The sequence below is a fragment of the Nostoc sp. UHCC 0251 genome, assembly GCF_034932245.1.
Taxonomy (GTDB): domain Bacteria; phylum Cyanobacteriota; class Cyanobacteriia; order Cyanobacteriales; family Nostocaceae; genus Nostoc.
Genome location: NZ_JAYGHD010000034.1, coordinates 1 through 14,614, shown reverse-complemented (window position 1 = coordinate 14,614; position 14,614 = coordinate 1). Strand labels below are relative to the sequence as shown.

Sequence of the window (14,614 nt, the reverse complement as noted above, 5' to 3'; positions counted from 1 at the left end):
TCCCAAAAAAAGGAGATATTAACACAATTTGATACTTTAAAAACATCCTTTAAGCGGTTCCTAAATTCTGCAATGATTCTTGGCTATAATTTGATTAACTCCAATAGAATATTTTTTGATCGTCTGTTGATATAGCAACGAATCCACCTATACTAATGCGATTTTTGCTTCCCCTGGACTCCGCTACCTTATGCCATATTGTACCACCGTGGAAAAGAACCATATCACCAATGTCTGGGCTGACATATTTTTTGTCGCATTTTTCAAAAGCTGAATCTTTAACTAAAGTATCAAAATCCTTTTTCGCTTCTTCTGGCGGTAAATCGTAAATTATTAATTCTCCACCTTCTTCTGGCTTATCTACGATCAGAAAATAACTCAGATGTTCTTGTAACCTAGCAATTTTTGTTAAATGAACAAAGGACGGATGCTGGAGAAATTGACTACCCTTATGAATAACAATCCCACCTTTATTTGGCTCGACAAATCTAATCTGAGCAGGGGCATAAGTTTGCTTATTTTCTGAAGCTATCTCTACTGCTCTCCCTCCTGAAACCTTTCTTACTAATTCTTCAATTCTTTGTTCATAAGCGCCTTCAAAAATATTTCTCAGATTGTTTCTATATACATTTACATTTTGAAAATATTTAGTTGGTTCATTTTCTTTGTCAGGTAAAACAACACCAAATGATTCGCCATAACCCACACTTTTCCGACTTTTAGTGTTTTCCAGTTGATGTTTAGCCTTGAACATTTCTTCTTTGGTGAAGACCTGCTTAATCAGCATTCCATCAATTTCACCTTTGTATATCCGATTAACTGCATCTGGATAATTAGCTAATAAATCAGCTGTAACAGTGAGCCATAAATCATTTTTAACGTATGTCATCGCAGAATTTTCCAAAACTCCTAAATTTGGTTTATTACTTTGCTTTTAAGCAATACCACAAAATCAAGCTGGCGGGAACGGTAATTTAATATTCAGTTACAACTGGACATGGTGATGGTATCCATAAATTTTCAAGCAATAATTTAGGATTTATACAACTTAGTCAAAGACTAGCATATCTTGATGTAAATCTTTTTTTATTAAGCTTGTTTTTGAAATTTTGCTTGCTACCCTTCTCCTAACGGAGACATTATGCAAACGCAAAGGCTAAGGGTAAACAAGCCGAGAAACCCGTTTAAAGCAGTCGTTCCCAATAACAGCTTTCACGAAAAATAGAGCTTAAAAGCTAAAGTTATTTAGTTTTGACATTGAAAACGTACAGTGTTTATACGTGAAAACGCTAAAAAGATTATACTACTTATTCTGCATGGTGTATGTAGTTATATAGACAAACGTGCAATCATACTAACCTCTCAATAATGGGCTAATATATAGTAACTAGATGGTCAGTCTAATTAAGTTTTGTATCGGACATTGCACTTATTCCCTTCCCGTTATAGGATGACATAGTTACGTGGTAAAGACTTTACCGCTTTTGAAATTCCCAACTCAAAGCTGAAAGCCTGACTACGAAATAAATTTAAGTAATTATCTGACGGAAAGCGAATAGCTACTAAGTACAAAAGGTTTTATACCAAAGGCTGATCTGCTTTACCCTTTATTTACAAAATCCCAAATATCTCAATTTCTGGTAAGCAGATTTCTCTGGAAAATTTCTCCCAATTTTGACAGAGACCAAATCTGGCGCTATTTTCGACAAGCTGAAACTGAGCAATGTCTACAGCTTATAAATTCAGGATTTAAGCGACAACCAGTAATAACTACCACGAAACAATGCAATTTCAAAGCTTGCAATCAGACAATGGCACCAGATATGAGCCTTTGACTAGCGCCCCTATGCGCTAACAAAAAATGGAAGAAATACATTGAAATTTAAAACCTCAGATCCTGACTGAATAAGGTTGATAAAATTTGTGTGTTTCTTAAGAACCTCTAACAGGTAAGTTTTTCGCTGCCGCAATAATTATGAAAGAAACACACTGAAATAGAAATCCTCAAATTCTTAGAGAATGGGGTTATGAAATGTGTTTCTTAAAAACAGAGGACAATATTAGAAGGAGAAACAATATGTCATTAGCACAATTTACTGACTTCGTGAAAAATATTACGACAGAAAATAACAATCCAGCTAGCGACTCATCAGGAGTAGGTGCACAATTGCAGAAAGCTTTAGGTGATCTTCAAGGATCTCCAGAAGAAAAAATGGCAAAAGTAGCCCAAGAGCTTTCTAAATTAGCTAAATCTAAGGGCTTTGATGTTTCAGAAGCAGATGTGAATACGTATATCGACTCTCTGAAAGTCCAGTATGATATGAACCCTATGATAGCTAGTATGGCAGATACCTATTGCAGTAGCTCTTGTCATTTTGCAAGTGCGATTAGTGCCAGCTAAAATCTTAGTGCGAAATCTTTTTCAATCTCTGATTTGAAACTTTGATACATCTCAGGTTTTCAAAAAACAGGATAATCTGAGATGTATCTATTACAAGTTTGAGCAAAAAGAATAATTAGCAGAGTTTGTAAAAATTTGTTTTTGGCGAAATCATGATTAAGTCACCTGTAGCCAAGTCCTTATATAATTTTGTTGAACTGGATGTTAGTGAAATTGGTAACTATCCAGAAGGAATTATAGATATTTGCGATCGCCAGGTTCACGGTTTGATCGTCAAGAATTTTCTCTCTCAAGAAGATATCTCTAGAGTCGTCAGTCGGCTAACGCGCAAAGGCCCATTTCCTGGTTCGGATTTCGGGGATGTTCTGATTTACGGCCCAGCATTATATGTATGCGATGCTGATATTACTAAATATTGTGAAGAAGCAGTTGATTTTCGGAAATATTGCCGCGAACTCTTCAGTGGAGGAGCCGATTTCGAGACGCGGCTAACAGAAGTTCTCGGTGCAATGTCTGGTGGTCGCCCCGTTCAACTTCCCGTTACCCCCGACGGCTACGCCTATACTCCAACGACAATCCGAGTTTTAAAAACAGGCCAAGAGATGGGCTGGCACTTTGAAAACCAGTTTCTGCATTGCACACCAGGGTATCGCCACTTAGAAACCATAGTCGAACCCAACGATCATCTCAGCTATTTTGTAGTACTGAGTGCTGCTAATGCTGGGGGAGAGTTGATTCTCTATGATTTAGAGTGGTCAGAGACAGAATGGCCCGATAAGGAACATGGGGGAACAAGGAAAAATGGTTTAGTGAACGGTCAACTGATTGCCTCAGTTATGGAAGATTATGACCAAATGTTCCTTAGTCCAGAAGCTGGTTCTCTAGTGGTCTTTGATGCGGGGAGAATTTTGCATCGTGTTTCTGCGGTTGAAGGTTCTCGCCGTCGGATTACCGTGGGCGGATTTCTTGCCTTCTCCAAGGAGCGTGAAAAACTTTTCTATTGGAGTTAGGGGATGAGAGGGCAATAACGGCATGAAATTTTCTACCTTAGTAGATGCATTGAGTGAAAGAGCGCGATCGCAGCCTGATAAAAATTACACTTTTCTTCAGGATGGAGAAATTGCAGCGCATACTCTAAGTTATCAAGAATTGGAGCGATTAGCACAGGCGATCGCTGCCAAACTTCAGAGTTTTAATGCCATAGGTCAACAAGCCTTACTACTATATCCACCGGGTTTAGAATTCATTGCCGCTTTTTTCGGATGTCTGTTGGCTGGAGTTGTAGCTATTCCTGCCTATCCCCTCCGTGCAAATCAGTCAATTTCTAGGCTGTTGGCGATGGCTAAAGATGCAGAAGCAACCTTTGCCCTCACAACCACATCTGTCTTAGCCAATAGTCAGCATTGGTTGGTAGAATACCCAGAGTTAGCCCAGTTGCGTTGGCTTGCCACCGATGACATTGATGCAGATTTAGCAGATGCATGGCAGAAACCTATTGTCAATAGTCATACCCTTGCCCTTCTCCAGTACACTTCCGGCTCTACAGGCACTCCCAAGGGAGTGATGGTCAGCCACGGCAATCTACTATCCAACTGTACCGACCTCGATCTGGGATGGAACCACACAGTAGACAGTATTATTGTCACTTGGCTACCCACCTTTCACGATATGGGGCTAATTTATGGAGTCATCGAACCCTTATATAAAGGTTGTTCTTGCTACATGATGCCTCCTGTGTCCTTTCTACATAAACCCATACGATGGCTACAGGCGATTTCGACTTACAAAGCTAGTCATAGCGGCGCACCGAATTTTGCCTACGATCTATGCGTGCGGAAAATCACCGCAGCACAAAAGGCTACCTTGGATTTGAGTAGCTGGCAAATGGCTTTAAATGGTGCTGAACCTGTGAGGGCAGATGTCTTACAACGGTTCGCCGAAACCTTTAAACCCTGTGGATTTGATTTAACAGCCTTCTGTCCCGGTTATGGTTTGGCGGAAGCCACCCTAAAAGTCGCGGCGGTGCGTCAACAAGATCCGCCTGTATTCTTGCAAGTTGATGCAGATGCACTAGCAGAAAATCGGGTGGTAGAGGCGAGATTAAATCAACAAAATGTGCAAACATTGGTGGGATGTGGACGTAGCGAGATTGATACACAAATTGCGATCGTTCATCCTGAATCCTTTACTCCATGCCAAGATTCACAAGTCGGAGAAATTTGGGTATCAGGTTCTACTATTGCTCAAGGCTACTGGAAAAACCCCCAAGAGACACAAAAAACCTTTCAAGCAACCCTCAAAGATAGTGATTCTAGAATGTTTCTCCGTACAGGCGACTTAGGATTTATCAAGGATGGCGAGTTATTCGTTACAGGGCGCCTGAAAGATATAATCGTTATTCAAGGACGCAACCATTATCCCCAAGATATTGAATTAACCATTGAGAATAGTCATCCGGCATTGCGACCCAGTTGTGGGGCAGCTTTTGCAGTGGAATTTAAAGGTGAGGAACAGTTAGTTGTAGTTCAAGAAGTAGAAAGGAGTTATCTGCGACGGCTAAATGTTAATGAGGTCATCGGTAACATTCGTCAAGCAGTGGCAGCAGAACATGAGATCCGAACTCATACTGTTTTATTAGTAAAAACGGGAACCATTCCTAAAACTTCTAGTGGTAAGATTCAGCGTCAGGCTTGCCGTCAAAAATTTTTGAATAACACACTGAATTTATTAACATCAGAAAAATCTCCAAAATTAACAACAACCATCTAAAGATAGAGATAATATGTTAAATCAAGATCGAGTTAAACATTTCCAAGAAAAAGGATGGGTTGGCCCAGTCGATATCTTTACACCAGCAGAAATTGCCGCAGTCAAGGAATGTTTAGAAACTAATAGCCGGATTATCAAAGAAGCAGACGGACAGGAAATTATTACATTTTATAATAATGTTCTTAACTTAGAAACGCCCCGCGACCATTATCTATTTTACCAACCAATAGCAGAACTATTTAAACATCCGCGACTAATTCAAAACTTAAACCAAATCGCTGGAGAAAACTTATTACTTTGGTATACCAATGTCTTTTGTAAAATGCCTGGGCAAGGTGAAATTAAATGGCATCAAGCGAAAGAATTTTATACATCAAGTGACATCGATTTTACGAAAAAAACTTTAGTTTATTCTCAAGATGAAGATCCTTTAAATTTAACAGTATGGGTAGCCTTGGAAGATGCCGACCTGGAAAATGGTTGTATGCGTTTTGCCAATGGATCGCATCAGCGAATATTTAAAATATTAAAAGGGAGTGTTCCGGCATCTGAAGGTGTTTTTGCTGGGATTAGTGCCCATAAAACAGTTTGGCAAAAAGAGCAACAATACTCCTTATCTTATGAATTTGATGAAAATGAATGGGAAGTAGAATCAGTGCCAGTCAAGGCAGGTCAAGCGATCGTCTTTACTGAAAGTACAATGCACTGTTCCTTACCCAATCACTCAAATCGCCGTCGATTGGCGATTATTGGCCGTTATGTGCGTCCAAGTACCCAGGTTTACCCCTATCGCTGGCAAGGGGATTTTATTGATGAAAATGCACACAACATCAAAAGGCATTTTTGTATTTTGGTTTCTGGACGTGATGATTACAGACATAACGTAGTTAGAAATGAGCATGATTTAGATGAGACGGAAGTAGAATTTCAACTCATGTCTAATTTTGTGCGGTTTGGTCATGTAAATATTCCAGAAGATAAACTACAGCTAGAAATTTACGGTTTAGAAAAACAGGTTTTAGAAGGAGATTGTCAAGAAGAAGAACCAAATCCAATTTTGCATCCGCGTAAATATATTCAATGGCAAGCGTGGAATCGATATCAAGGCATGAGTACTACAGAAGCAATGAAGCGGTATAGCCAATTAGTAAGGAGTTTGCCACGAAAAAATACCAAAGATGCCAGCAGTAGAAGCAATACTAGTACAGCAAACAAGGGAGTATTAAAAGCAGCAGATATTGAAAATTGGTTAATTTCTTATCTGTCTGAACTGTTGGATATGCAACCAGATGAAATAGAAATAAAAATTCCCTTCCAACGTTATGGTTTATCCTCAGCAGAAGGAACTGTTCTAATTGGCGATCTAGAAGCTGCCGTGGGATATAAACTCGATCCGACTCTAGTATATGAATACCCGACTATTAAGGCTTTAGCCCAGCACATAGCAGAGGCAATGCAAGTTTTGGCATAAACTTCTGTAAATATCGAAAAAATGATGTTGTGATATACACAAAAAAGGTCAAAAGTGGAACCCATAGCGATTATAGGCATCGGTTGCCGTTTTCCTCAAGCTAATAATCCCGAATCATTCTGGAAGCTTTTGCATAATGGCATCGATGCGATCGCTCAAGTGCCAAAAGACCGATGGGATGTTGAGGCTTTTTACGATCCCGATCCGGCGACTCCAGGGAAAATGAACACTCGTTGGGGCGGTTTCTTAGATCGGGTAGATCGATTCGACCCCAATTTTTTTGGGATTTCTCCCCGTGAAGCCGAACGCATAGACCCCCAGCACAGACTGGTTTTGGAAGTAGCTTGGGAGGCTTTAGAAGATTCCGCGATCGCACCAGAAAGTCTCGCGGGTAGCCAAACTGGTGTTTTTATTGGCATTGGCAACTACGACTACGGCAGATTTTTATGTCGCGATCTAGCCAACATCAATATTCATAATGGCACTGGTCTGACTCTGAGCATCGCCGCCAATCGCTTATCTTATCTGCTGGATTTGCATGGGCCAAGTATGGCTATCGAAACAGCTTGTTCTTCATCCTTGGTAGCAATTCACTCTGCTTGTCAAAGTTTGCGGAGTGGGGAGTCTAACTTAGCAATTACTGGCGGTGTCAGCCTGATGCTATCGCCAGACATGACAATTACCTTCTCCCAAGCCCGGATGATGGCTCCTGATGGTCGATGTAAAACCTTTGATGCTAGTGCCAATGGATACGTCCGGGGTGAGGGGTGCGGTATTACGATTCTCAAGCGCCTCAGTGATGCCATTCAGGATCAAGACCGCATCTTAGCAGTAATTAAAGGTTCGGCAGTTAATCATGATGGACTCAGTAACGGGATTACAGCACCGAATGGTTTGGCTCAACAGGCAGTGATTCGCCAAGCCTTAAAAAATGCTGGTGTCGCACCCGCAGAGATTAGCTATATAGAAGCCCACGGAACTGGTACTCCTCTGGGAGATCCAATTGAGATTAGAGCGTTAAAAGCAGTATTGATGTCGGGACGTTCCCCTGAACAACGCTGTGGAATTGGCTCGGTGAAAACAAATATTGGTCATTTAGAACCAGCAGCCGGGGTAGCAGGTTTAATTAAGGTGGTGTTATCGCTACAACATAAGGAAATTCCACCCCACCTCCACTTGCAAGAGTTAAATCCGCGTCTGGGTTTAGATGGAACACCGTTTTTTATTCCTGGGGAATGTCAACCTTGGCCTAGCGATCGCCTTTTGGCTGGTGTGAGTGGGTTTAGCTTTGGTGGTACTAATTCTCATCTGATTTTAGAAGCAGCGCCTGGAGGGAGCAGGGGAGCAGGGGAGCAGGGGAGCAGGGGAGCAGGAGGGATTTTTCAAGTTGAGCGATCGCTGCATCTTCTGACTCTATCGGCTAAGAATGAGGCGGCTTTGCAGGAATTGGCGCAACGTTATGCTGATTTTTTGGCGGCTGATGCTAATGTATCTTTGGCAGATGTCTGCTTTAGTGCCAACACGGGGCGATCGCATTTTGCCCATCGATTGGCAATTGTCGCGCAATCAAGCAAACAGTTAGGCGATCGCCTCAGTAATTTAACTGAGAATAAGGCAATGACTGGAATATTAGCGGGTAAGGTTGCCAGCCGCCAGTCCTTAAAAATAGCCTTTTTATTCACCGGACAGGGATCACAATACGTAGGCATGGGTCGTCAACTTTACGAAACCCAGCCCAGCTTCCGCAAAACCCTCGAACGTTGCGATCGAATTCTCCGTCCCTATTTGGACAAGCCGTTGCTGGAACTCCTCTATGCAACCGACGCTGAAAGTTCGCTTTTAGACGAAACTGCGTACACCCAACCCGCTTTGTTTGCCCTAGAATATGCGATCGCCGAATTATGGCAGTCTTGGGGTGTTATCCCCCACGTCGTAATTGGTCATAGTTTGGGTGAGTATGTCGCAGCTTGTGTGGCGGGGGTATTTAGCCTAGAAGAAGGTCTAAAGCTAGTGGCAAAAAGAGCTAGTTTGATGCAGTCATTGCCCCAAACTGGTGAAATGGTCGCTGTATTTGCCTCTGAAAATCAGGTACAAGCGGCAATTCAACCATACTCCTCAGAAGTTGCCATTGCCGCGATTAATGGACTTGAGAGTATTGTCATTTCCGGTCAGCGATCGCCAGTCAGGGCACTAGTTGCCGCCTGGTCAGCCCAAGGAATCAAAACTCAACAATTGCGAGTTTCTCACGCCTTTCATTCCCCACTCATCGCCCCAATGCTGGATACCTTTGAAACCGAGGCCAGCCAAGTAAAGTTTCAAACTCCACGCCTACCCCTAATTTCTAACCTAACAGGCGAAATGCTGCCCTCTGAATATATCCCTGATGCCAATTATTGGCGACGGCATACCAGAGAACCAGTAAAATTCATGGCGGGGATAAATAGTTTATTTGCTCAAGGCTATAACTTATTTTTAGAAATCGGTTCCAAGCCGATCCTCTCCAAAATGGGCCAAAAATGCCAGCAAAGTCATGCAATTTGGCTCCCTTCCCTAGCCCCAGGACAAGAGGATTGGCAAGTGTTGCTTTCGAGCTTATCTGCTCTGTACGTGCAAGGGGTAGATATTAACTGGAGGGGATTCGATCGAGATTATTCCAGAAATAAGCGATCGCTTCCTACCTATCCCTTCCAACGTCAACGTTACTGGATTCAAGATACAACTCAAGTCATGGATGAACAGAAATTAGATGCCAAGGTATCCCAGTTCCAGACAGATGCAATTTCTGACACCAAACCACCACAGCAGATTTTAGTAACATTGGGTTCTATTATCAGTAAATTGCTGCAATTAGCTCCTGATAAAGTAGATATTTATACACCTTTTTTGGAAATGGGGGCTGATTCGCTGATTCTCATTGATGCGATCGCAGCAATTGAAAACACATATAACATTAAAATATCTATTAGCCAGTTATTTGAAGAATATAGAACCATTGAGGCGTTAGCAACTTACATTGCTCAGAATGTACCGTCCCCTGAATCAAAGTCTCAGCCTACGCAGTCACCACAAATTGCAAATACAGTAATCCCCAATTCACCAGAAACTTTGTCTGAGTCAGCATTAGAGCGAATTATGTCACAGCAACTTCAAGTGATGTCTCAGCTAATGTCTCAGCAGCTAGAACTATTACAGGGTAAGGGAAGTAATCAAGCGCAGGTATCATCATCCTCAAATGGAGATTCTTTATCCCCACAGCAAGCAACTGCACCTACTGTTAATTCTTACCAGAATGGCAAACCAAATCAGCAGCTAGTTTCAGAAACTCAAATTAGGGAGCTTAACCCACAACAACAGCGCCATTTACAAGCGCTGATCGCCCGCTATACCAAACGGACGCAACAATCTAAGCAACGAGCCGAAATCAGCCGTTCTCTTCTGGCTGATAGTAGGGCTGTGGCTGGATTTCGCCCTTCCATCAAGGAAATGGTCTATCCTATTATTGGAGAACGAGCAAAAGGTGCAAAATTTTGGGATATTGATGGTAACGAGTATATCGACATCTCAATGGGATTTGGGGTGTTGCTGTTTGGTCATGATGCACCATTTGTAACTCAAGCCTTGACAGAACAGATTCACCAAGGAATACAACTAGGGCCTCAGTCCAATCTGGCAACAGAGGTAGCTAGGTTAATCTGTGAACTAACTAATATGGAGCGAGTCACTTTCTGTAACACAGGTACAGAAGCGGTGATGACGGCGCTGCGGTTGGCACGGACAACGACTGGCCAAAATAAGATTGCTCTATTTACTGGTTCTTATCATGGTCATTTCGATGGAGTGTTAGCTAGGGCAGTCCCAGGTGAGACGAATACTGTACCAATGACTGTAGGTATCTCACGTTATGCAGTTGCCGATGTGCTGGTACTGGATTACGGCAATCCCCAATCCCTGGATATTTTGCGGACTCATGCTGGCGAATTGGCGGCTGTATTGGTTGAACCAGTGCAGAGTCGCCATCCTCATTTACAACCCCAAGGGTTTTTACAGCAGTTGAGGCAATTGACACAAGCCGAGGGAATTGCCCTAATTTTCGATGAAGTAATTACAGGTTTCCGCATCCATCCAGGAGGCTTTCAGGCTTACAGTGGCATTGAAGCGGATCTGGTAATCTATGGCAAAATTATCGGCGGTGGACTACCGATGGGAGTCGTAGCTGGTAAGAGGGATTACATGAATGGCATTGACGGCGGGATATGGAACTACGGTGATGCCTCCTATCCTCAAGCACAAAAGACTTTTTTCGCTGGAACCTTTAACAAAAATCATCTGGGAATGGCGGCAGCACGGGCGGTACTGCAACATCTCCAGCAAGAAGGTTTTGCCCTGCAACAGCAATTAAACCATAATACCTCTGAGTTAGCGGCAACCTTGAATGCTTACTTTCAAGCGGAGAATGTACCGATAGAGTTAGTCCATTTTGGCTCCCTATTTCGCTTCGCTTCCTCAGAAAATATAGACTTGCTGTTTTATCATCTACTAGAAAAAGGCATTTACATTTGGGAAGGGCGTAACTGCTTTCTCTCAACTGCACATACCAATGCAGATATCGATGAGATCATTCAGGCAGTCAAGGATAGTATCAAGGAACTGCGACAAGGAGGTTTTTTTCCCAAAGGTGGGAGTAAGTCGCCAGCAAATGAACTATCTGTCACGTCATCAAAGAAAGTACCACTTCACTTGCCAAGCCCAAGAGAAATTAGCGATCGCCTCACACCCCAATTCCAACAATTAATTGTCCAGGAAGACTTAGAAGCTTATCAAAAAGGATTAATTAAACTAGAAGCTTTGAGCCTGACCTATATCCTCAAAGCCTTCCAGGAAATGGGTTGGGAGTTTCACCCAGGCAAGGAGTTTACATTGGTAGCGATCGCTCAACAATTAGGTGTGGTTAACCAACACCAACGCTTACTAGGTCGTCTGCTAGAGATATTGGCAGAAGAAGGAATACTGCGTCCAGTTAATGATCTCTGGGAAGTAATGCGAGTCCCGGAAATTCAACATTTTCAGGTCAGGGAAATTTTAAGTAAGTACCCAATCTTAGAAACAGAGTTGTCTTTGATACAGCGTTGCGGACAAGAACTAGCACAGGTGTTACAAGGAAAACGTCACCCGTTAGAGTTATTATTCCCCAACGGCGACTCAACAAGTTTAACCAAGCTGTATCAGGATTCACCCGTAGCACGAATCATGAACGCTCTGGTACAAAAAACAATTGCGATCGCACTGGAAAATTTGCCCAAGGGTAGTAACGTAGGAATTCTCGAAATTGGTGCTGGGACTGGGGGAACAACAGCCCATATCCTGCCTCATCTGCCCGATCGACAAACAAAATATCTATTTACCGATTTGTCGCCCTTATTCCTTGCCAAAGCTAGGCAGAAATTTGGCGATTATCCATTTGTAAGTTTTGAAATATTAGACATCGAACAAGAGCTTGAAGCTCAAGGTTTTGGTTCTCATCAATACGATATCATTGTGGCAGCTAATGTGTTGCACGCAACCGCAGATTTGCATAATTCCCTGAAGCAGGTGTTGCAGTTATTGGTTCCAGGGGGACTGCTAGTGTTGATGGAAGGGACAACTCGCCAGCGTTGGCTGGATTTAATATTTGGATTAACTCAGGGGTGGTGGAAATTTGGCGATTCCAATTTGCGACCATCTTACCCATTGCTTGATGCTTCCCAATGGCAAACCCTATTAGAGGAGGGCGGATTTAGAGAAGTAGTGACTATTCCTGCTGCTGCCTCACAAATGTTTGCATCTCTACCCCAACAGTCCGTAATTGTGGCTGAAGCAGCACAAAAAATCCCCCTGACTGAGGCTCAAAAACAACTTTGGGTGTTGGCGCAGATGAGTGAAGAAGGTTCAATTGCCTACAACGAATCTGTAAGTCTGCAATTACAGGGGTCGCTTGACTTAGAGGCAATGTATCAGGCGGTGCAAAAAGTTGTCAATCGCCATGAGGCTTTACGAACTATTATCAGCACTCAAAGTAATTGTCAGCAGATATTACCCTCTATGAAAATCGATATTCCGACAATTGATTTCTCAAATTGGGATAGTAGTACCTGCAAGGTTCAAGTCGCTAAGTGGCTACAAAAAGAGGGACGCAAACCTTTCGACCTCAGTGTTGGTCCTCTGTTGCGCGTCCATATCCTCAAGCTAGAGTCACAATTGCATCTATTGGTGCTGACGGTTCATCACATTATTATTGATGGCTGGTCAATTGATGTCATCTTCAAGGACTTGGGCGCGATATATTCAGCAGAATGTCAGAATATTCCAGATAAACTGGAAGAACCAATGCAATTCCGGCAATACATAAACTGGCAAGAACAGCAAAGTCAAACTGAGAAAATGCTAGCAGATAAATCTTACTGGTTAGGACAATTTGCTGATTCAATTCCCGTCTTAGAGTTGCCAACAGATTACCCGCGTCCCCCAATACAAACTTATGCTGGGGTTGAACAAACGATGCTCGTTGACGCTGAATGTTTACGTGAGTTAAAAAGCTTCAGCAATCAGCATGGATGTACCTTCTTTATGACCTTAATTGCTGTCTTAAATTTGTTATTACATCACTTATCTGGTCAAGATGATATCGTAATTGGTGTTCCTACTGCTGGACAATCTTGTGTAGGAGATAAAGACCTAGTTGGTTATTGTGCTAATGTATTGCCATTGTGCTTTGTAGTTAAAAACCAAAGCTTTAGTGACTATCTAAATACCATTAAAAAGGTATTTTTGCATGGCTATGATCATCAAAATTATCCGATGAGCCAATTGCTCAAAGAACTGAATATTAAGCGCGATCCCAGCCGACCACCTCTGATTACAACATTAGTTGGTATGGATAAATTTGGCGTTGAACTAAAATTTTGGGGACTGAAAGTTGAAGGCTTGACAAATTATCTTGGCATTGCTCGGCGGGAACTAACTTGGAATATGGTTGAGATCGACGGGAAACTATCATTGAAGTGTAATTACAACACAGATATTTATAGTGCCTCTACAATTCGGCACTGGATGCAGCAATTGGAAACCATTTTCCGCACTGTCATCAAACAGCCCGATATCAGCCTAGATGCGATCGCCGAAAAACTGACTCAAGCAGATGGACAAAAACAGATTGGAGAAGAACAAAAATTAGCAGCGGCTAGTATGCAAAAGTTAAAGAACTTTAAGAGAAATGCTATATAATACCAAGAATATTTATGAATACTTTAAATTTAAAATTATATTTGCTGACAAAGTAAAGTTTTTCTAAAATCATGAATAAATCAATGACGAGTTTGCCTGATTTTAATCCAAATCTTCAAATCCAATTAGAAAATTTTAAAGTTTTGCCAAGATTTGTAGGCACTTGGGAAGGGAACTGGATTCGCCTAGATGAAGATGGTAATGAAATTGAGAGATTCACATCACTTTTAAATCAAAATATTGTTAATAATCAATGGGTACAAACTAATCAGAATAAATATCCTGATGGTAAAATTGTTAACATAAGTTTTTTTGGTAAGGCTGTGGGAGCAGGTAAGGTACTTTTTGAAAGTCCCAATTATCCTTATTGCAATTTTCAGATGATGGTAGAGGAATCTGCTGATAATATTATCATCATTAAGGTATCAGATAAGATAGGAGGTTTTGCATTAGCACTAGAAACTATCAACTTAATTAGTGATACTCAAAGAATCAGGACGTTACAAAAATTTAAACCACCAGATGGAAAATTATCTGGATTCATCATTGTTGTTGAAAACAAAGTTTTGCGGAATTCTTGAGTTATAGCAGATTGCGCTCTAAGTAGAACGAGGTGAAAAAACCAAACTATGTAAAGATAAGTAAATACATAGAATTTTTGTAACTGCCTAGCTAGTAGTAATTGAGGCGAGAAAAACACAGACATTACCAAG

7 protein-coding genes are annotated in these 14,614 nt (G+C 41.7%); 6 read left to right on the top strand and 1 reads right to left on the bottom strand.

Going from position 1 to position 14,614, the window contains the following annotated elements:
• Positions 1-94: 94 nt before the first annotated feature.
• Complete coding sequence (locus VB740_RS06885) at positions 95-889, bottom strand: 2OG-Fe(II) oxygenase (protein ID WP_323199300.1); 795 nt, start codon at positions 887-889, stop codon at positions 95-97.
• Between the two features lie 1,188 nt (positions 890-2,077).
• Between VB740_RS06885 and VB740_RS06880 the strand changes: the two genes are divergently transcribed.
• From VB740_RS06880 to VB740_RS06855, 6 genes are all read left to right on the top strand, one after another.
• Positions 2,078-2,401: a hypothetical protein gene (locus VB740_RS06880; protein ID WP_323199299.1), complete on the top strand. Its 324-nt coding sequence runs from the start codon at positions 2,078-2,080 to the stop codon at positions 2,399-2,401.
• Between the two features lie 152 nt (positions 2,402-2,553).
• Positions 2,554-3,411, top strand: coding sequence for a hypothetical protein (locus VB740_RS06875; RefSeq protein WP_323199298.1), 858 nt, complete (start codon positions 2,554-2,556; stop codon positions 3,409-3,411).
• Between the two features lie 22 nt (positions 3,412-3,433).
• Positions 3,434-5,170 carry a fatty acyl-AMP ligase gene (locus VB740_RS06870; protein ID WP_323199297.1) on the top strand — a complete coding sequence of 579 codons (1,737 nt, stop codon included), beginning with the start codon at positions 3,434-3,436 and terminating at the stop codon, positions 5,168-5,170.
• Between the two features lie 13 nt (positions 5,171-5,183).
• A complete protein-coding gene (locus VB740_RS06865; RefSeq protein WP_323199296.1) occupies positions 5,184-6,641 on the top strand; it encodes an acyl-CoA-binding protein in 1,458 nt (485 codons plus the stop codon).
• Positions 6,642-6,695: 54 nt separating this feature from the next.
• Positions 6,696-13,901: an aminotransferase class III-fold pyridoxal phosphate-dependent enzyme gene (locus tag VB740_RS06860; RefSeq protein WP_323199295.1), complete on the top strand. Its 7,206-nt coding sequence runs from the start codon at positions 6,696-6,698 to the stop codon at positions 13,899-13,901.
• A 71-nt stretch (positions 13,902-13,972) separates the two neighbouring features.
• Positions 13,973-14,482, top strand: coding sequence for a DUF3598 family protein (locus VB740_RS06855; protein ID WP_323199294.1), 510 nt, complete (start codon positions 13,973-13,975; stop codon positions 14,480-14,482).
• Positions 14,483-14,614 lie beyond the last annotated feature (132 nt).